This window comes from Faecalibacterium sp. I4-3-84 (genome assembly GCF_023347255.1).
Lineage (GTDB): Bacteria > Bacillota > Clostridia > Oscillospirales > Ruminococcaceae > Faecalibacterium > Faecalibacterium taiwanense.
Genome location: NZ_CP094466.1, coordinates 2,290,377 through 2,308,244, shown reverse-complemented (window position 1 = coordinate 2,308,244; position 17,868 = coordinate 2,290,377). Strand labels below are relative to the sequence as shown.

Here is a 17,868-nt window from a genome sequence, read left to right as displayed (position 1 = left end):
GCGCTTCAAGCCGTTGAGATCCATATCACACCTCCATTTTTACACACTCGGCATAGGTCAGCGGGAACGAAGCTTTCAGGACAGCGCTTTTCCGCACCGTCCAGCCGTTTTGCCGCAGGAAACGCAGGTATTTCTCGCTCGTCCATCTGCTGTGGAGAGGGAAGCCTGCCAGCTTCATGAAAAATGCCTTGACCTTGCCGGAAAACGAGTTTCCCGCGTGGGTGAAGGTCGGCGCGATGAGCACGCCGTCCTCTTTCAGCACCCGCTTGATTTCTTGTAGGGCTTTTTCCGGCTGCGGCACGATGTGCAGCGCATTGGACACGATCACCACATCAAAGGACTTATCCGCATAGGGAAGGCGGAACATATCCTGCACGGAAAAGTGCAGCTTGGCAGAGTGGTTATCACGCTTGGCCTCTGCAATCATCTCCGCGGAGGCATCCGTCGCCTCGATGTGCGCTGCCGCGTTCACAATGTGCTTTGCAATCAGTCCCGTGCCGGTCGCCAGCTCCAGCACCGTTTTGGCTTTCACCACCGGTCGGATCAGCTTATACATCTCTTCGTATGCCGCCCGATCCTTTCGCATAAAGCGGTCGTAACGACCGGCATTTTTGTCCCAGAAGGTCTTTCGTTCTTTCATAGCCGTTGCCCTTATCTCTTCTTTATTTTTTGCCGCATTGTGCCTCTCGGAAAGGATTCAAAGTGCCACTAAATTTTCCCTTGCAGGCATCTGTCCCGCCGCTCTCAGGAGTATTCCAGCAGTGCATTGCACGCCGGACAAAGCGCCTCGCCCCTTGTCCAATGCACGCCACAACAATACCGGCGCACCATGAGGGTAACGGTTTCGGTCTCCTTTTCCTTGTTCAAGTTCTGAAGTCCTTTCTGTTTTATACGCAGTTAGCACAATCTAACCGTCTGGTGGAAGAAAAGGCAGACCACCTGTATGCAGTCTGCCTTTTGCCTGATGCGAAAGCCCGCAGACGCGCGGGGCTTACAGCACCAGCGAGGGCGCGGTGTAGACCCGTGCCTTCAGCTCGCTGTTTAGCATATACAGCCCCTTGCTGTCACCGCCGAACAGCTCCATCTTGGTAATGAGGTCGGCGGCGTTCTTCTCCTCCTCGCCCTGTTCCTTGATGAACCAGTCCAGCGTCTGCATGGTACGGAAGTCCCTGACCTCGTGTGCGGCGGCGTAGATGGCATCGATGCTGGCGGTGACCAGCTTCTCGTGCTCCAGTGCCTTTTTCAGCGGGGTCATGTGATCGACTCGCTCCCACTCCGGCTTTGCGATAGCCTCAAAGGTGACGCCCTCGCCGTTATTCTGCAAATACTGATAAAACAGCATGGCGTGATCCCGTTCCTCCTGCGCCTGTACCCGGTACCAGTTCTCAAAGCCGTCCAGTCCGACGGCGGCGTAGTAGTTGGCAAAGTCCAGATACAGATAGGCGGAGTAGAACTCCTTATTGATCTGCTCGTTGAGCAGCTTAGATACGTTTGCGTTCATAATACTTCTCCTCCATAAGATTGTCTTTTTCCTGCTCCCGGCAGGGGGGGGCAGATATACCGTACCCAGAGCGATGCTGGGATGCTCCCTTTTCATCTCCAGGAACACCTGCTCCGCCTTGAGATGCTGCTGCAGCTCCGTTACGGCGGCCAATATCTCCTCTGCGTATTTTGGCATACCGCCAACCCTCTAAATGCAAGAATGAGTCTTATTATTTTGCTTTTATTATACCTATATTTTTTTCTCTGTCAACAACCACAAAGGGCTTGTGCGCCAAAAGCTGCCTCGAAGTACCTTAACAGTTTTAACTGTATCTGTTATATTTCAATATAAACTGTATCAGCAGTAAACACAGTTGCATTGGAGGTTGATTATGCGTCAGATATTGCTTTTCGCGGCACTTGCCGCCGTGCTTGCACTGCTTCTGGTGAGCTGCGGGGGAACCAAGGACAAGCCGGTGCCGACAGAGGAGGACGCTCCCGGCAAGGCGGCGTATCATAAGATCAGCGCCGAGGAAGCCTATGAGATGATGATCTCGCAGGAGATCGTGGTGGTGGATGTCCACACCCGGGAGGAATACGATGGCGGGCATATTGAAAACGCCGTCCTTGTGCCCAACGAGAGCATCGGGAGCGAAATGCCCGAGACGCTGCCCGATAAGGAGGCGACGCTGCTGATCTACTGCCGCAGCGGCCGCCGCAGCAAGGATGCTGCACAAAAGCTGCTGGCGCTGGGGTATCAGAGCGTCTGCGACTTCGACACGATCCTGATTGTCCAAACTCAATTCAAGGTCATGGTCGATGATGGGCAGCTTGAACCGGACGGACTTCAGCCACTGTCCATTAGGCTGGCGTTCCGGGCAGATCTGCACCTCGTCGATCAAAATTTCCACCAGTCTGCGGCGTTCCGCCTCGGTCATGGTGGCATAAAACTTGTCAAAGCAAATCAGGATCTTATAGATGTTGTCGCCTGTGATTTTGTCGGCTTCAATGGCCTGCTTCTTTGCCCGGGCATCCATCAGTCCATTTTCCACCTCTTCGATTTTATCGTACATCTTATAAAGGCGGTCGTCCGGGTCAAGGCTGTCGATCTCCTCCATAAGCCGGGATTTTGTGGAGTAGTGCTGCCGTAGCTGCTTCTCATAGGCGGCGATCTCCTGCTCAATGGCAGTGGTATCTACCTTCATGTGTAGACCTTGGTCTTTTCTGCTGCCATTTCCAGCACCTCCCATTCGTACCGTCTTGTTCGGAATAGACTTTGCAAGCAAAGTCGTGTGCCAAAGGGCGCTGCTCTCGCCTGTCGGCTCGGTCAAGCGCTTCAAAATGCAACGCATTTTGAGGTCGCCACTGGCGACCCGCGCCCCTTTGGATTCTCCGTTCACATTGTCCTACGGACGATGTGATTTTATTGTTGTAGCGATTCGCTTCATCCCGGTTTCGTCCCGGTTTGCAGAATGCCCTTGCAATCCGAAAGGAGCCGTGCTATAATGCCGCTGTAATTGAATCAGAAATCTTCAGGGCAGGGTGTGATTCCCTACCGGTGGTACAGCCCACGAGCCGTAAGGCATGATTCGGTGAAACTCCGAAGCCGACAGTACAGTCTGGATGAAAGAAGATACCAAGCGCAGAGCCCGCACGGTTCTGTGCTTGTGGAGGCTGCTCTGGGATGCGTTTGCATTCTGGAGCTTTCTTTTTTGCACAAGAGTCCCTTGTGTCTTTTCGGCTTGCCCTGAACGTTTTTGTTCAGGGCTTTTTCTTTTGGAGGCGACACGATGAACGACGAAGATTATATGCGTCTGGCTTTGCAGCTTGCAAAAAAGGGTTGCGGATGGACATCTCCCAACCCGATGGTGGGTGCCGTGGTCGTAAAAGAGGGCAGGACCATCGGACAGGGCTGGCACCAGAGATACGGTCAGGCTCATGCGGAGCGCAATGCGCTGGCATCCTGCACCGAAGATCCGCAGGGAGCGACCCTGTATGTGACATTGGAGCCGTGCTGCCATTACGGAAAGCAGCCGCCCTGCGTGGATGCGATTCTGGACGCGGGCATTCACCGGGTGGTCGTGGGTTCTGCTGACCCGAATCCGCTGGTGGCTGGAAAAGGAATTGCGTTCCTGCGTGCACATGGCATAGATGTGATCGAAAATGTTCTGCAAGAGGAATGCGATGCGCTGAACAAGGTATTCTTCCACTATATCACCACAAAACGCCCCTTCGTTTCCATGAAATACGCCATGACGATGGACGGAAAAATCGCCACATACACAGGCGCTTCCAAATGGATCACCGGGGAAATTGCCCGGAATCATGTTCAACGGCAGCGACACCGATTCCGCGGCATTATGGTGGGAGTCGGAACCATTCTGGCAGATGACCCACTGCTGACCTGCCGGATAGAGGGTGGCCGTGATCCCGTCCGGATCATCTGTGATACGCATTTGCGGACACCGCTGCAATCACAGGTGGTCATGACCGCCAAACAGGTCCCCACCATTCTTGCGACCTGCTGCGGCGACCCAGAGAAGCAGGCGGCATATCAACAGGCCGGGTGCCGGATTCTTTTTCTGGAAGAGCAATGCGGTCATGTGAATCTTTTGCAACTGATGGAACAGCTGGGGCAGGAGCAGATTGACAGCATTCTGCTGGAAGGCGGCGGAACCTTGAACTGGTCTGCACTGGAAAGCGGCATCGTGCAGCAGGTACAGGCTTACATTGCCCCGAAGCTGTTTGGGGGGAGAGATGCCAAAACGCCCATTGAGGGCGCAGGTGTCTCGTTCCCGGATGCAGCATTCCAGCTGAAAAATAGCCGGTTGGAACGTCTGGGCGAGGATCTCCTGATTGAAAGTGAGGTGGAGTACCCGTGTTTACCGGAATCGTGGAAGAAGTCGGAACAATAAAATCCATCAATCGGGGACAGCATTCCGCCGTACTGACTGTTCGTGCAAAAACGGTTCTGGAAGAAACCAGGATCGGTGACAGCATCGCCGTCAACGGCATCTGTCTGACCGTCAGGCAGCTCTTTCCGGATGGCTTTGCTGCAGATGTCATGCACGAAACCTTGAACCGCTCTGCGCTTGCACAGCTCAGCGTTGGAAGTGCGGTCAATCTGGAACGTGCCATGCCTGCCAATGGACGTTTTGGCGGACACATCGTAGCAGGCCATGTGGATGGCGTCGGACGCATTGCCAATATCCGAAAAGACGATACGGCCATCTGGTACACCATTCATGCAGATTCTTCAATCCTTCGCTATGTCGTCGAAAAAGGCTCTATCACAATAGACGGTATCAGCCTGACCGTGGCTGCGGTGGAACCTACGGGCTTTTCCGTGTCCACGATACCGCACACCGTCTGTCAGACGAACCTGAACCAGCGGCACAAAGGGGATTTTGTCAATCTGGAAACCGATGTTATCGGAAAATATATCGAGAAGCTGCTTCCATCAGAAGCACCGAAACAAAACACGCTCACAAAAGAAATACTGCTGCGCTGCGGCTTTTAAGGAGAGTTTAGGATGAACTTCAATACCATTCCCGAAGCTTTGCAAGACCTGAAACAAGGAAAAATCGTTCTGGTAACGGATGACCCCGACCGTGAAAACGAGGGGGACTTCATCTGTGCTGCCGAATTTGCCACCACCGAAAACATCAACTTTATGGCGACCCACGGCAAAGGTCTGATCTGTATGCCGATGTCCGAGGCTTTCGTCCAGAAGCTGCAATTTCCGCAGATGGTGCAGCATAACACCGACAACCATGAAACGGCATTTACGGTGTCCATCGACCACGTTTCTACTTCTACGGGCATTTCTGCCGCAGAGCGTTCCATTACGGCGACGGCTTGTGTGGACGACCACGCAAAAGCAGAAGATTTCCGCAGACCGGGCCATATGTTCCCCCTTCTGGCAAAAAAGAACGGTGTGTTGGAGCGCAACGGTCACACGGAAGCAACCGTTGACCTGTGCCGTCTGGCAGGGCTGAAAGAATGCGGCCTGTGCTGCGAGATCATGCGGGAGGATGGCACGATGATGCGCACCGCTGAACTGGCAAAGCTGGCAGAGCGTTTCCAGATCAAATTCATCACCATCCGTGATTTACAGGAGTACCGCAAGTGTCACGATAAACTGGTCGATCAGGTGACGGCAGTGAACCTGCCCACCAAGTATGGCACCTTCAGAGCTTATGGTTTTGTGAGCCGCCTGAACGGAGAGCATCACATTGCACTGGTAAAAGGTGACATTGGCGATGGAAAGGATATTCTGTGCCGCGTCCACTCGGAATGCCTGACAGGAGATACATTTGGCTCTTTGCGTTGTGACTGCGGCCAGCAGCTGGCCGCTGCCATGACGCAGATCGAAAAAGAAGGCCGGGGTATCCTGCTCTATATGCGGCAGGAAGGCCGGGGCATCGGTCTGATCAACAAACTTCGTGCCTATGAACTTCAGGAGCAGGGCATGGATACGCTGGAAGCCAATCTCGCTCTGGGGTTCCATGGAGATGAACGGGAGTATTATCTCGGCGCACAGATCCTCCGGGAACTTGGCGTAAAAAGCCTGCGCCTGCTTACCAATAACCCAGACAAAGTATATCAGCTCTCCGAGTTTGGGCTGGAGATCTCCGAGCGCGTACCCATTCAGATGACGGCGACCCCGTATGACCTGTTTTACCTGAAAACGAAGCAGGCACGGATGGGACATCTTCTGGAATATTAACAACGAAAGAGGTATTTAAAAATGAAAACATTTGAAGGCAAGCTGGTTTCTCAGAATATCAAGGTCGGTATCGTAGCTGCCCGATTCAATGAATTTATCACGTCCAAACTTCTGAGCGGAGCAATGGACGGCCTGCTCCGGCACGATGTGCAGGACGCTGATGTTCATGTTGCATGGGTTCCGGGTGCTTTTGAGATCCCACTGGTCGCCTCTAAAATGGCAAAAAGCGGAAAGTATGATGCTGTGATCTGCCTTGGTGCAGTGATTCGCGGTTCTACCAGCCATTACGACTATGTGTGCAATGAGGTTTCCAAAGGCATTGCCACGGTCTCGCTGGAAAGCGGGGTTCCCGTCCTCTTTGGTGTTCTGACCACCGAAAACATCGAGCAGGCCATCGAGCGGGCAGGCACCAAAGCAGGTAATAAAGGCTATGACTGCGCGGTCAGTGCCATCGAGATGGTAAACCTGCTCCGGGAAATGGATACCGCCGCAGAGTAAAATACACGCAGGAGTTTGCCATGATCGTTATAAAAACCCGACAGCCTGACCCGGAATTGGAGCAGAAGATCCGGATGCTTCTGGAACGAGAGCACATCGAGGCAGAGCAAATATCCATTGATTCATGGGAGAAGTTGGTTCTTCCGGGGCTTACACTGGATGGAATGACCCACGAAGTGTCGTGCAACGGCAGAAAAGTCTCCCTTACACGACTGGAGTTCGATTTGCTGCTGATGCTTGCTTCCCACGAAGGACAAATCTTCTCAAAAGAAGAGCTTTTTCGTGCTGTGTGGGGACAAAACTGTAACGACACCTTAAAGGTCGTGGCAAATACCGTTTCCAATCTGCGAAAGAAGCTGGCCGGCTGCGGCAGCTTTATCCGCACCACCCACGGCGGCTATATTTTTGTAAGCCAAAAGGAGAACGACCCGGCATGACCAGGATCTTATTTGTTTGTCTCGGAAATATCTGCCGAAGCCCGATGGCCGAATCCATCATGAAAGATCTTGTGTCCAAGGCAGGTCTTTCCGAGCAATTTGAAATCGCATCAGCCGCCACCAGTGCATGGGAAATCGGAAATCCGGTCTATCCTCCTGCGCGGCAGAAGCTGGCAGAACATGGCATCGACTGCAACGGCAAGACCGCCCGGCAGATGACTCGGCTGGATTATGCACGGTATGATCATCTGATTGGCATGGATGAAAGCAATCTGTGTGACATTCTGCGGCTTGTCGGCGGTGACCCACAGCATAAAATCTCGCTGCTGATGGCGCATACGGATCATCCCCGTGAAGTGGCAGACCCATGGTTCACAGGAGATTTTGAAGCCACATGGCAGGATATACTGGAAGGATGCACGGCATTGCTTGAGGAACTGCGATCATAACAGATTATCATAAAAACGGACGGATGTCTGCCAGTTGACAGACATCCGTCTATTTTTTTATTTCAAATCATCTTAAAATACTTCAGTGCCTCCCGGATGGCTTTTTCCTTCTCCGGCGGGCACTTGAGCTGCTTGGGGTTCTCAGCCTTAGGCTTGTTGTAGTTCTGCCGCTCCTTGATGCCGCACTTGCGCTTGACCTGTGCAATATAGAGGTTGCTCACGTTCAGACCGGTGTGCTCCTTGACGTACTCCCGGATCTCTTCATAGGTAGCCTTGTTTTCCGCAGCAGTCACGTCCAACTCATCCATCTTCAGGTCTACCGTGATCTTCTGGTAGACATCTAGTTTGGACAAAGCGCATACCGTCTCGGCGGTGTCATCGACTGGCCCTACGAGCTTGTGAAGGAGGGATGATTGTGGACAGTTCTTTTAATCTGGCCGTCCATGCGCTGGTCTGCCTGAGCCACAGTGAACGCTCCCTCAGCAGCGAAGCGCTGGCGGAGAACATCTGCACCAATCCCACCCGCGTCCGCCGGGTGCAGGCGGTGCTGAAAAAGGCGGGAATAGTGGAGACCCGGGAGGGCTTGGACGGCGGCTATCCGGGAAACGCTGGCGCAGTGAGGGCGTGGCTATGGAGCAGATCTATGATACGCTTCCATGTAGCACACTTCGTGTCTCCTTAGAAATCGAGGGTAACGGTCAAAGCCATCCGTTTGCACCATGGTCAAAATGCAAAAAGCGCAGCCGCAGATATTCTCTGCGGCTGCGCTTCGATCCATCTTCAAAGCTTCGGCATCACTCAACGCCATATTGTTGTCTAAATAAATCAGCGACGATGTTTTGCTTTTGAGGCATCGGGCGGCCGGACGAAGCCAGACTCGCCGCCTACTCCGCGCAGAGCTCAGCCACCAGAGCGTCCATCTGCGCTTCGCTGGTTTGGTTCAATGCACCACGCAGAGACACTACCGTTTCGTAAAGGTGGATATCCTTCATCTCCTCCAGTTTGGTGCGCATCAGCCGCGCGGCAGCAGGTGCCCAAGAGCCGTTTTCAATAAGACCAACCCGGCGGTTCCGGAATCCCTTTGTCTGTAAATGTTCCAAAAACTCCTTCATGGGCGGAAACAGTCCTCCGTCATAGGTGGAGCAGGCCAACACCAGTTTCCCACAGTAGAATGCGCTGGTCACGGCATAGGAAAGGTCTGTTGCCATCAGATCGCACATGGTGACTTGCGCACCTTTTCCCTCCAGCTTGCTCTTGAGGGCCTCCGATGCGTATGCGGTATTTCCATGGATGGACGCGTGGACGATCAGGATGCCCTCCGGTTCTTCCGGTTTCCATTGTGACCAGAGATCATAGAGCCGCAGATACTCTCCCAAGTCTTCTGTGAGCATGGGGCCATGGAGCGGGCAGATCGTTTTGATCTCCAGCGCGGAGATTTTTTTCAGCAGCGCCTGCACCTGTGCGCCATACTTTCCGACGATGTTGTAATAATACCGCCGGGCCTGCGGCGCCCAGGGGGCACGGGCAGTCCGTTCCAGTGAACCGAAGCGGCCGAAGGCATCCGCCGAGAACAGGATCTTTTCCTCCTCTTCATACGCTGCCATCACCTCCGGCCAGTGTACCATCGGCGCCAACAGAAAGCGCAGCCGGTGCAAGCCCAAGGAAAGCGTATCTCTTTCGCCAACCTCCAGCATACGGTCTTCCGACAATGCACCTGTGCCGAAGAACTGCTTGATCAGGGTAAATGTTTTCGCGTTTCCCACGATCTTCATCTCCGGGTACTTTTGTGCCAGTCGCATGAGGCTGCCGGAATGATCCGGCTCCATGTGTGTGACCACAAGATAGTCGGGGTTGCGCCCCTCCAACACCTGCGCTACATTGGAAAGCCATTCCTCCGCCGCCCGTGCATCCACGCTGTCCATCACGGCGATTTTCTCGTCCAGAATGACATAGGAGTTGTAGCTCACTCCCATAGGCTGGACGGGGTACTGGTTTTCAAAGAGTGCTAATGTGTTATCATCCACCCCTACATAGCGGATGGCATCTGTTACCGTTTGAATGGTCATAATACAAAACAACTCCTTATCATCTGTTCAAGACCTGCATCTCTGGGTTCTTCTCCCCGAATTTCTCGCGCAGCGCACTGCAGATATCCTCCCGGGACTTGCCCTGTTTCTCACCGTTTTTAATGAGCTTGTACGCCTGGAACAGCGCCGAGGGGCCGATCTCGCTGCTGAAAAAGCCGATGCCCTGATTCCATGCCAGCAGCTCGAACACGTCGTCCAACGCGGCACTCTCCACACCGTGGATATATGCCTTTACCAGCTCCCGCGCCGCCTGCCTCATCCGGCCCGCACCGACAGCGTTGGTCAGGGACAGCAGCAGCCGCGTTTCGTAGGGCAGTACGCGCTTCTCGCTCTGCCATGTGGTCTCCCAAAAATCCACGGCGATCTGCCCCAGCTTTCCATCGATCATGGGATAGTTCAAAAGAGCCAGCGGCTTGAAGGGAGCGGAGCTGTCGCCTTCCTTCTTCTCCACACGGCAGAACCAGACATGGAACTCCGCCTCACTCCGCCGCTCGGTGTGGTGCTCGTAGCCCAAGCCCTCCATGACAGCGTACAGTGGATGCGGCTCAAAGGTCTGGATGATGTGTAATCCTTCGCCCACCTCCAACGCCTCGGCTCTTTTCTTCAGCCCTTCAAAGAAGCTGCCCTGTATATGGCGCACATCCACGGTCTGAAACCCCTGCGCCTTATTCTTCCAGTTTTCGTAGCTCATGCGGTTATTCTCCTTTCTTCACTCGATAAAACCAGATGTGATATTCGCTGCCGCTCACCTTCTCCGTGTGATGCTCAAAGCCCATAAGGGCCAGCACCGGGTACAGGGGGACAGGCTCGAAGGTCTGGATGATATGCAGTCCTTCGCCGTTTTTCAGCGCGGCAGCCTTTGCCTTCAATGCGGGGAAGAAGTCCATCTTTTTGCCCCGCACGTCCATCACTTCAAATGTGCCGATTTTGTCCTTCCAGTTTTCATAACTCATAGTCTTTGCCTCTCTTGCAGAAAGCTCACGCCTCTTCGAAGGAATCCTTACCCACGCCGTCCAGCTTAGGACAGCCCACCAGGGTGATGTGTCCCTTGATGAACCGCTCGTGGAAAGCGGCGTAGGCGTAGGCGGTGCAGTCGGCGGCAATCAGGAGCCGTGCGCCGTCAAAATACGGGGCGTTTATCCTGATCGATTTCAATGATCCGTCGTTTCATGTTCGATCCTCCTGTTGCTTTTGTGCGTTCATTGTACTATACTAAGAGCAACAAGTCAGTTGAATTTTCAACGAAAGAGAACTTTTTATGAAAGAATTTTTTCCGGTACTTCATACGGCGGCGCTTTTCTCCGGCATTTCCGACGATGAGCTTGCCGTTATGCTCTCCTACCTTGGGGCGAGGATCGACACCTTCCCCAAAGGCTCACGCCTGCTCCGCGCCGGGGAGCAGGTGGAGGAGGTGGGTCTCGTGCTGGCGGGCAGCACCCTCATCGTGCAGGAGGATATCTGGGGAAACCGCAACATCCTCTCCAAGACCGGGCCGGGGCAGACCTTCGCGGAGGTATTCGCCTGCGCGCCGGGAGCGGTACTGAACGTGAGCGTAGAGGCGGAGAGCGCGGTGACGGTGATGTTTCTGCATATAAGGCGCGTTTTGAGCGTGTGCCCCTCCGCCTGCTCCCACCACAGCCGGATCATCCGCAACCTGCTGGACGAACTGGCAGAGAAGAACCTGCGGCTCAACGAAAAGCTCACCCACATGGCCCAGCGCACGACGCGTGCAAAGCTGATGTCCTATTTTTCCGCCGAGGCCCAGCGGCGCAGCGTCTATGAGTTCGACATTCCGTTTTCAAGGCAGCAGCTTGCGGATTACCTCGGTGTGGAGCGCAGCGGGCTGTCTGTAGAGCTTGGAAAAATGCGGGATGAGGGCCTGCTCGACTTTCACAAAAGCCATTTCCTTCTCAAAACGCCGGAGACTGACCGTCCCTTTCCTTCTGCGCGTTAAGGAGCCCTCTTTGGGCGTATTGGCAAGTGCGGATAACCCCGTCAGCCACGGAGCGTCGGGGTTTTGCAGATGGAAGAAGCAGCTATACTACGCAAAAAAAAAACACAGCCGCAGAGTACATCTGTGGCTGTGTTTTGTGTTCAGTTGCTTACTGTTGCGTGGACTGGATATGGAGAGACAACATATCTCCCGATCTTACATGGGTTTCTTATCTGCCATCACTCTGGCAGTTTGCCTTGCAGATATGTCGGCATCCCCACTGCGGTCGTATCCGGCCTGACCTTAAACATGGCTTTTTCAATCTACCTCCCTTATCGGTTTTCCGCGATATATTTCTCCGCCATGTGAACTGCCACCGCGCCGTCCGCCACGGCGGTGACCACCTGACGGAGGGGCTTCATCCGCACGTCGCCCACGGCGTAAACGCCGGGAATACTGGTTTCCGTGGTCTCTCCGGCCACGATATAGCCGCCGCCGTCCAGCGCCAGTTGACCCACCGCCAGCGCCGTGGCGGGCTGTCGGCCCACGCTGACAAATACGCCGTCGCAGTCCACCACGCTTTCCTCACCGGTGACGGTGTCCCGCAGGCGGACGCCGGTCAGCCTGTCCCCGGAAAGCAGCGCGGAAACGACGCTGTTCCAACGGAATTCCACGTTTTCGGCCTGTGCCAGCGGCTCGTGATAGATCTTGGTGGCCCGCAGGGTGTCTCTGCGGTGGACGAGGATCACTTTTTTCGCCACGCGGCTGAGAAGGAGGGCATCTGCCGCGGCGGAATTGCCGCCGCCCACCACGCCCAGCGTTCTGGGGTTCGCACCGGTGGCCAGCACCACGGTTTTCCCCAGGAAAATCCCCTCGCTGGTCTCCACGAGCTTGGGAACCGCCGTCAGATCCATGCGGAGGACTTCTGCGTATTCGCTGCGTGCCCCGAAGCGCTCCGCCTGCTTTTGCATCTTCTCCGCCAGAGAGAAGCCGTCGATCCCGTCCTCAAAGCCGGGATAGTTGTCGATCTGCTCGGTCAGGGCCATCTGCCCACCGGCGGACAGTTTTTCCAGCACGATGGTGTCCAGCCCCGCCCGTGCCGCGTACAGGGCGGCGGTGTAGCCGCCCGGGCCGCCGCCCACCACGAGCATATCATAAACATGATTGTTGTTCATATCTGAACCCTCCGTTATTTCGCCAAGGCTTCCTGAATGAAACGGTCGATTTCTGCCTTTGAGCCGGGCGCGGTGATGGAATCCACGGCCTTTCCGTTCCGGTACAGCACCAGAGTTGGGATGTCCTCGATCCCCTCGGCCCCCGCCAGCCGCGGCTCCTCGTCAATGTTGATTTTGCCGACGGCAAGGCTGTCCGCGTATTCCTCTCCAATCTTCTCATACGCAGGGCCGATCTTCCGGCAATAGCTGCACCATGGCGCCCAGAAATCCACCAAAACAGGCTTTTCCTCCCGGATCAACTGCTTAAACTGCTCCTGATTCATATTCATAGCTGCCATATCTGTCAGCTCCTTTCCTTGTTTGGGTGTTCTCAAGACTCCGGTCTCGCCCCACACCACATTGTGACCTCATCCTGAGATGACGGTAGCCATATAAAAAATACCTCCTATTTTCCTTACTCAGACTCTGACGGATAGGTTCTTCTTTTCTAATGAAACATACGCTCAACCGCGGATCGACGGTCGCGCATTTCACCGTTGCCTTGCTTCCCCCCAGAGTCGTTACATGTGGTACACCGCAGCGGTGCGAAGTCCTTCCGGCAGGCCGTCGGGCGCAGCAGGTGAAAGTTCCCAGCGTACCTGCCCCGCCCACTGGGAGGCGACGGCGGAGAAGTGGAGCATGACAATACCGAGATCCAATGCGGCATCCGAATTATCGGTGTAGGCATCCTCCTGCTGCACCAAATAGATGCTGTGATCCTGCACAAGGAAGCCATAGGGCTGACGGTTGAGATAGCTGGGGGAGAGCGAAGCGGCGTAGAAGGACTGCCAGAGCATATCGTCGTAGAAGTCCATCATCTCGTCAAGCCCAGACTTGTTGCTCCAGCTCCCCATGTGAACCAAATCATGCACGCCCTTTTTGGGCGCGTAGTACTGCTGCTCGGCCCGCACATCGATTTGAGACATACTTAGGATATTCAGCCGCAGCTTTTTTGCGGTCTTTTCCCCGTAGCCAAAGGCAACGATTGCCGCCACCTCTAACGGGGTGGCGAGAGACAGTGCCTTTTTGATTTTGTCGCTGTCGGTGAAGGTCATCCAGCAGGTGTCAATGTCCAACTCAGTCAGCTTGAGGACGAGATCTTCCATCATGTAGCCGGCGTTGATGGCCGCATAGGAATGCGGGGCAGACATAAGGAGCAGGTAGTGCGGTGCTCCGATGAGAAATTGATTATAGCCCGCTGAGCTCTCCAGCGCCGGCTGTGCATCCTTGTCCAAGACGATCAACTCCGTTGCAATCTCCGGGACAAGACGGGGGCAGGTCTTTTCATAGTAGGATCGGAGCTGGCCGATAGCCTCGCTCGGAACTTCCTTTTCGCGGAATGCGTGAACGGATCTGCGATTTTGAATCATAGCGCTGTAATTCATAGTAATATCTCCTATTCTGATGTCTTTGGTTTTCTTATAAATCGTCTATCAGTGCGGTGCTCTTGGCGTAGGCGGTACTGCGTGCCTCAAAGAAATCGGTCTTGACCATGTTGGCGTCGGCGTACTGGCTGACCCATTCCATGCTCTCCGGTTCGCTCTCAAAGCCTGGATACAATGCGGGATAGCCAAGGCTCGTCCAGCGGAGGTTGCCGAGATAGCGGATGTAATCGCTGATCATCTGCCGGTTCAGCCCCGGGATGCCGTCGCCGATTACATAATGCCCCCATGCGATCTCCTGCTCCACGCCCTCACGCATCATCTCGCGCAGCGCTTGTACGCTCTCGGCGGTGAACAACTCCGGCTGCTCCTTTTGCAGCTCCGTGATGATATTGCGGAACAGCCACAAGTGCGTGTTCTCATCGCGGTTTATGTAGCGAATCTCCTGCGCCGAGCCGGGCATCTTCCCGTTTCGGGAGAGATTGTAGAAGAACATAAAGCCGCTGTAAAAATAGATGCCCTCCAAAATATAGTTTGCCATCATCACGCGCAGCAGCGTGGGAGCGTCCTTCCGCTCCTGAAACTCGTTGTAGCAGTCCCCAATGAAGGTGTTGCGGCGCAGCAGATGCTCGTCCGTTTTCCATTGGTAGAGGATGTCATTGCGCTCCACGGGGGAACAGATGGTGTCGAGCATATAGCTGTAGCTCTGTGAGTGGACACACTCCTGAAACGCCTGAATGGACAGGCAGAGATTGACCTCGTTGGCGGTAATGTAGGCGCCGATATTAGGCAGGTTCGCTGTCTGAATGGAATCCAAAAAGACAAGAAAACTCAGAATTTTATCGTAGGCGCTGCGCTCGGCTGACAGCAGGCGAGGATAGTCCTTCACATCCTGCGAGAGATTGATCTCCTCAGGGATCCAAAAGTTGTTCATGGCCTGCCGGTACCAGTCGCTGACCCAAGCGTACTTCATATTGTTGAAGTCATTGAGGTTGGTGGTATTGCCGCCGATCATGCGCCGCAGGCGCACATCAGGGTCGCCCTCCGGGTTAAAGAGGGGCTTTTTCTTCAGTTCCGTCATGCTATCCTCCTTATGACGAGCAGCTTTCGCAGGCCTCGACCTCAAGGGCCTTGCTGCGGACATAGTAAATGGTCTTGACGCCGGCCCTCCACGCCTCCAAATACAGTCTGAGCACCTGACGCATGGAATAGTCGTTGGTGATATAGAGATTCATGCTCTGCGCCTGGTCAATATGTCTCTGGCGAAGGCCCGCGGCGCGTACCGACCAGCTTTGGTCAATCAGATGCGCCGCCTTATAGCACCACCATGTATCCATAGAAAGCTCCGGAGCAACGCGGGGCAGCATGCTGCCCTTTTTTTCCTCTAAAAAGAATTTCTTCATAATTGGATCTATGCCCGCCGACGTGCCGGAGAGGATAGATGTGCTGGAGGTCGGTGCGACCGCCAGCAGATAGGCGTTGCGCATTCCCTGCACCGCCACCGTTTTCGCAAGCGCCCGCCACTTTTCGGAGGTATAACCCCGCTTTTCAAAATACGCGCCCGTCTGCCAGTCGCTGCCCTCAAAGAGCGCGTAACGACCCTTTTCCCGTGCCAGAGCTGTGTCCGCCTTGACGGCGGCGTAGTTGATGAGCTCGAACACTGCGTCGGTGAAGGCAAGGTGCTCATCGCTCTCCCAGCGGATGCCGCGCTTTGCCAGCATGTGGTGGTAGCCGCTGACGCCCAGGCCGATGCTGCGGTACTTCTGATTGGTAAGCCGCGCGTATTCCAACGGGTAGAAGTTGAGGTCGATCACATTATCCAGTGCGCGGATGGCCGTTTCCACCGTGCGTTCCATATAGGCCTCGTCCTCCACCGGCAGATTACCGAGAGACAGACTCGCCAGGTTGCAGACCACAAACTCACCTGGGCGTGTGGCCGTCACCACTATTGTGTCGCCGTTCTCCGTGTGCACCTCAGTGCTGATGTGCTCGATGGGCGCCATGTTCTGCGCGATCTCCGTACAGAGATTGGAGCAATAGATCATTCCCGTGTGACCGTTTGGGTTCATATGATTTACACTGTCGCGATTGAAAGCGAAGGGCGTGCCGGTCTCCACTGCCGAGCGAAGCACCAGCCGCACGATGTCCTTGACGGTGACGCTGCGCTTTTCGATGCGCGGGTCATTGACGCAGTCCAGATACCGCTTCTCCCATTCTGTACCCCAGTAATCCTCCAGTGCGTAGCCCTTGACCGTGAGGATCTCATGCGGACACATGAGATGCCACGGCGCGTCTATGTTCTCCTCCGCCAGTCGCCAGAAGAGATCCGGATAGCACACGGCGGGAAACACATCATGTGCCTTCATGCGGTCGTCGCCGTTGTTGGTGCGCAGTTGAAGGAATTCCGGCAGATCCCGGTGCCATGCGTCTAAGTAAACCGCCACAGCGCCCTGCCGCATCCCCAACTGATCCACCGCCACGGCGGTGTCGTTGACCAGCCGGATCCAGCGGATAACACCGCCCGCCGCCCCTTGAAAGCCGCGGATGGTGCTGCCTGCAGCGCGCACCTTACCGAAGTACATCCCCATTCCACCGCCGAATTTAGAGACCTTTGCGAAGTTGTCCAGCGAGCGGTAGATGCCGTCCAGACTGTCCGGCACAGTGTCCACAAAGCAGCTTGAAAGCTGATGGTAGGGCTTTCGTGCGTTGGACATGGTAGGTGTCGCCATCGTGACCTCCATACGGCTGAGCATATCGTAAAAGCGTTTTACCCACCCCATGCGGTCAGAGCCTTCGTTCATAGCAAGATGCAGCGCGATACCCAAAAACATCTCCTGCGGTGTTTCCAGCGGCACGCGGCTGCGTGACTGGATCACATAGCGTTTGAGCAGCAGGTCAAGGCCGGAGTAGGTGAACAGCTCGTCCCGTTCCGGGCAGAGAAAGTCCTCCGCCATGGCAATCTCCTCGTGGGTATAGTGGGCAAGGATATAGTCACCGTAGAGTCCCTTATCCGTCAGATAGCGAAGCTTGCCATAGAGGTCGCAGACGCCGCGCCCCTCCCATTCCTGTGCGTTGCGACAGCGAAAGGAGTGGTTCAGAAGCCGCGCCGCGATGAACTCCCACTTGGGTGCCTCTGCCGTAGTCAGCTCTACCGCTGCCTTAATCAGTGCCTCAGCCCGCTCATCCTCCGTCATGCCCGGGCGACAGAAACTCTCAAACTTCATTTGAAGCGCCGCGAGGGAGTAGACTTCCTCGGTAAAATCCATCTGGATGCGGCGCAGCACCTCGTCAAGCGAGTCATCCCCCACCGTCCGCGCGATGGTATGCCGGACACGGCGCAGCGCAGACCGCTTTTCGCGGTAGAGGATGTACGCCTTGGCCACCTCATAGTGTCCGCGATCCATGAGCGTTCGCTCCACCTCGTCCTGCACACGTTCCACGGTGAGCGGCACTGTGACGGAGAGATTGTTGAGAACGGTGGCGAGGATCTCATCCATCTCTCTGCTCCCGATCTCCTTGCCCTGTCCGTCAAACGCCTTTTTCATGGCGTTGAAAATTTTCTCCTGTTGAAAGGGAACAGACTCCCCGTTTCGTTTTCTGATCTCCATTTCGATCCTCTCATCTTCTCCGGTCACTTCTCATGTCCTTTTGAGCAAA

Annotated in this window: 20 protein-coding genes, 1 pseudogene and 1 riboswitch; of the genes and pseudogenes, 9 read left to right on the top strand and 12 right to left on the bottom strand. The window is 55.0% G+C overall.

Annotated features, from left to right (window positions below; translation table 11 throughout):
* Positions 1-25: 25 nt before the first annotated feature.
* Positions 26-640, bottom strand: a complete 615-nt coding sequence (locus MTP41_RS11260; protein WP_249235542.1) for a class I SAM-dependent methyltransferase — start codon at positions 638-640, stop codon at positions 26-28.
* Between the two features lie 351 nt (positions 641-991).
* Complete coding sequence (locus MTP41_RS11255; protein ID WP_179859643.1) at positions 992-1,501, bottom strand: ferritin; 510 nt, start codon at positions 1,499-1,501, stop codon at positions 992-994.
* Between the two features lie 373 nt (positions 1,502-1,874).
* Here MTP41_RS11255 and MTP41_RS15720 point away from each other — a divergent pair, with 373 nt between their 5' ends.
* The 7 genes from MTP41_RS15720 (at position 1,875) to MTP41_RS11215 (ending at position 7,595) form a co-directional block, all read left to right on the top strand.
* A complete protein-coding gene (locus MTP41_RS15720; RefSeq protein ID WP_442900301.1) occupies positions 1,875-2,633 on the top strand; it encodes a rhodanese-like domain-containing protein in 759 nt (252 codons plus the stop codon).
* Positions 2,634-3,006: 373 nt separating this feature from the next.
* A riboswitch (FMN riboswitch) is annotated at positions 3,007-3,121 on the top strand.
* Positions 3,122-3,272: 151 nt separating this feature from the next.
* A complete protein-coding gene (gene ribD / locus MTP41_RS11240) occupies positions 3,273-4,397 on the top strand; it encodes a bifunctional diaminohydroxyphosphoribosylaminopyrimidine deaminase/5-amino-6-(5-phosphoribosylamino)uracil reductase RibD (protein ID WP_097777339.1) in 1,125 nt (374 codons plus the stop codon).
* Positions 4,376-5,002, top strand: a complete 627-nt coding sequence (locus MTP41_RS11235) for a riboflavin synthase (RefSeq protein WP_442900300.1) — start codon at positions 4,376-4,378, stop codon at positions 5,000-5,002. The genes ribD and MTP41_RS11235 overlap by 22 nt, the downstream gene beginning before the upstream one ends.
* 12 nt (positions 5,003-5,014) lie before the next feature.
* Positions 5,015-6,211, top strand: coding sequence for a bifunctional 3,4-dihydroxy-2-butanone-4-phosphate synthase/GTP cyclohydrolase II (locus MTP41_RS11230; protein WP_249235540.1), 1,197 nt, complete (start codon positions 5,015-5,017; stop codon positions 6,209-6,211).
* A gap of 21 nt (positions 6,212-6,232) precedes the next feature.
* The gene (gene ribH, locus MTP41_RS11225) at positions 6,233-6,709 is read left to right on the top strand and encodes a 6,7-dimethyl-8-ribityllumazine synthase (protein WP_005920573.1); all 477 of its coding nucleotides are present in this window, start codon (positions 6,233-6,235) and stop codon (positions 6,707-6,709) included.
* A 20-nt stretch (positions 6,710-6,729) separates the two neighbouring features.
* Positions 6,730-7,146 (top strand): winged helix-turn-helix domain-containing protein, encoded by a 417-nt coding sequence (locus tag MTP41_RS11220; RefSeq protein ID WP_097777341.1) that lies wholly within the window; start codon positions 6,730-6,732, stop codon positions 7,144-7,146.
* On the top strand, positions 7,143-7,595 hold the full coding sequence (locus tag MTP41_RS11215; RefSeq protein ID WP_097777342.1) for a low molecular weight protein-tyrosine-phosphatase: 453 nt from the start codon (positions 7,143-7,145) through the stop codon (positions 7,593-7,595). Before MTP41_RS11220 ends, MTP41_RS11215 begins: the two co-directional genes overlap by 4 nt.
* Before the next feature lie 62 nt (positions 7,596-7,657).
* Here the strand turns inward: MTP41_RS11215 and MTP41_RS11210 are convergent, their stop codons facing one another.
* A complete protein-coding gene (locus MTP41_RS11210; RefSeq protein ID WP_097777343.1) occupies positions 7,658-7,948 on the bottom strand; it encodes a 23S rRNA methyltransferase in 291 nt (96 codons plus the stop codon).
* Between the two features lie 62 nt (positions 7,949-8,010).
* On the opposite strand from MTP41_RS11210, the gene MTP41_RS11205 reads away from it, so the two are divergent.
* Complete coding sequence (locus tag MTP41_RS11205) at positions 8,011-8,277, top strand: Rrf2 family transcriptional regulator (protein WP_097777359.1); 267 nt, start codon at positions 8,011-8,013, stop codon at positions 8,275-8,277.
* A 202-nt stretch (positions 8,278-8,479) separates the two neighbouring features.
* Here the strand turns inward: MTP41_RS11205 and MTP41_RS11200 are convergent, their stop codons facing one another.
* The 4 genes and pseudogenes from MTP41_RS11200 to MTP41_RS11185 all read right to left on the bottom strand — a co-directional run.
* Positions 8,480-9,661: an FprA family A-type flavoprotein gene (locus tag MTP41_RS11200; RefSeq protein ID WP_249235539.1), complete on the bottom strand. Its 1,182-nt coding sequence runs from the start codon at positions 9,659-9,661 to the stop codon at positions 8,480-8,482.
* 19 nt (positions 9,662-9,680) lie between these two features.
* Positions 9,681-10,373 carry a DUF2249 domain-containing protein gene (locus tag MTP41_RS11195; protein ID WP_097777344.1) on the bottom strand — a complete coding sequence of 231 codons (693 nt, stop codon included), beginning with the start codon at positions 10,371-10,373 and terminating at the stop codon, positions 9,681-9,683.
* 4 nt (positions 10,374-10,377) lie between these two features.
* Positions 10,378-10,635: a DUF2249 domain-containing protein gene (locus tag MTP41_RS11190; RefSeq protein ID WP_097771454.1), complete on the bottom strand. Its 258-nt coding sequence runs from the start codon at positions 10,633-10,635 to the stop codon at positions 10,378-10,380.
* A gap of 52 nt (positions 10,636-10,687) precedes the next feature.
* Positions 10,688-10,825, bottom strand: a pseudogene (locus MTP41_RS11185) (ferredoxin); the annotation flags it as partial.
* Between the two features lie 115 nt (positions 10,826-10,940).
* Between MTP41_RS11185 and MTP41_RS11180 the strand changes: the two are divergent.
* Entirely contained in the window at positions 10,941-11,636 is a 696-nt protein-coding gene (locus MTP41_RS11180; protein ID WP_097771455.1) for a Crp/Fnr family transcriptional regulator, read from the top strand.
* Positions 11,637-11,947: 311 nt separating this feature from the next.
* On the opposite strand, the gene MTP41_RS11175 is transcribed toward MTP41_RS11180, so the two are convergent.
* From MTP41_RS11175 to MTP41_RS11155, 5 genes are all read right to left on the bottom strand, one after another.
* Positions 11,948-12,790 (bottom strand): NAD(P)/FAD-dependent oxidoreductase, encoded by an 843-nt coding sequence (locus MTP41_RS11175; protein WP_249235538.1) that lies wholly within the window; start codon positions 12,788-12,790, stop codon positions 11,948-11,950.
* Positions 12,791-12,804: 14 nt separating this feature from the next.
* Positions 12,805-13,128, bottom strand: coding sequence for a thioredoxin family protein (locus tag MTP41_RS11170; RefSeq protein ID WP_097771457.1), 324 nt, complete (start codon positions 13,126-13,128; stop codon positions 12,805-12,807).
* 222 nt (positions 13,129-13,350) lie between these two features.
* The gene (locus tag MTP41_RS11165; protein ID WP_249235537.1) at positions 13,351-14,214 is read right to left on the bottom strand and encodes a nitroreductase family protein; all 864 of its coding nucleotides are present in this window, start codon (positions 14,212-14,214) and stop codon (positions 13,351-13,353) included.
* A 34-nt stretch (positions 14,215-14,248) separates the two neighbouring features.
* Entirely contained in the window at positions 14,249-15,292 is a 1,044-nt protein-coding gene (locus MTP41_RS11160) for a ribonucleotide-diphosphate reductase subunit beta (protein WP_097777348.1), read from the bottom strand.
* Positions 15,293-15,302: 10 nt separating this feature from the next.
* Positions 15,303-17,819, bottom strand: a complete 2,517-nt coding sequence (locus tag MTP41_RS11155; RefSeq protein WP_249235536.1) for a ribonucleoside-diphosphate reductase subunit alpha — start codon at positions 17,817-17,819, stop codon at positions 15,303-15,305.
* Between the last annotated feature and the right edge of the window lie 49 nt (positions 17,820-17,868).

What these genes read in the sequence shown, in the direction of transcription:
- MTP41_RS11220 (WP_097777341.1), top strand. Translation starts at nt 6,730, where the DNA reads ATGATCGTTATAAAAACCCGACAGCCTGACCCGGAATTGGAGCAGAAG.
- MTP41_RS11215 (WP_097777342.1), top strand. Translation starts at nt 7,143, where the DNA reads ATGACCAGGATCTTATTTGTTTGTCTCGGAAATATCTGCCGAAGCCCG.
- MTP41_RS11180 (WP_097771455.1), top strand. Translation starts at nt 10,941, where the DNA reads ATGAAAGAATTTTTTCCGGTACTTCATACGGCGGCGCTTTTCTCCGGC.
- MTP41_RS11175 (WP_249235538.1), bottom strand. Translation starts at nt 12,790, where the DNA reads ATGAACAACAATCATGTTTATGATATGCTCGTGGTGGGCGGCGGCCCG.
- MTP41_RS11200 (WP_249235539.1), bottom strand. Translation starts at nt 9,661, where the DNA reads ATGACCATTCAAACGGTAACAGATGCCATCCGCTATGTAGGGGTGGAT.
- MTP41_RS11170 (WP_097771457.1), bottom strand. Translation starts at nt 13,128, where the DNA reads ATGGCAGCTATGAATATGAATCAGGAGCAGTTTAAGCAGTTGATCCGG.
- MTP41_RS15720 (WP_442900301.1), top strand. Translation starts at nt 1,875, where the DNA reads ATGCGTCAGATATTGCTTTTCGCGGCACTTGCCGCCGTGCTTGCACTG.
- MTP41_RS11160 (WP_097777348.1), bottom strand. Translation starts at nt 15,292, where the DNA reads ATGACGGAACTGAAGAAAAAGCCCCTCTTTAACCCGGAGGGCGACCCT.
- MTP41_RS11190 (WP_097771454.1), bottom strand. Translation starts at nt 10,635, where the DNA reads ATGAGTTATGAAAACTGGAAGGACAAAATCGGCACATTTGAAGTGATG.
- MTP41_RS11155 (WP_249235536.1), bottom strand. Translation starts at nt 17,819, where the DNA reads ATGGAGATCAGAAAACGAAACGGGGAGTCTGTTCCCTTTCAACAGGAG.
- MTP41_RS11195 (WP_097777344.1), bottom strand. Translation starts at nt 10,373, where the DNA reads ATGAGCTACGAAAACTGGAAGAATAAGGCGCAGGGGTTTCAGACCGTG.
- MTP41_RS11165 (WP_249235537.1), bottom strand. Translation starts at nt 14,214, where the DNA reads ATGAATTACAGCGCTATGATTCAAAATCGCAGATCCGTTCACGCATTC.
- MTP41_RS11260 (WP_249235542.1), bottom strand. Translation starts at nt 640, where the DNA reads ATGAAAGAACGAAAGACCTTCTGGGACAAAAATGCCGGTCGTTACGAC.
- MTP41_RS11230 (WP_249235540.1), top strand. Translation starts at nt 5,015, where the DNA reads ATGAACTTCAATACCATTCCCGAAGCTTTGCAAGACCTGAAACAAGGA.
- MTP41_RS11255 (WP_179859643.1), bottom strand. Translation starts at nt 1,501, where the DNA reads ATGAACGCAAACGTATCTAAGCTGCTCAACGAGCAGATCAATAAGGAG.
- ribD (WP_097777339.1), top strand. Translation starts at nt 3,273, where the DNA reads ATGAACGACGAAGATTATATGCGTCTGGCTTTGCAGCTTGCAAAAAAG.
- ribH (WP_005920573.1), top strand. Translation starts at nt 6,233, where the DNA reads ATGAAAACATTTGAAGGCAAGCTGGTTTCTCAGAATATCAAGGTCGGT.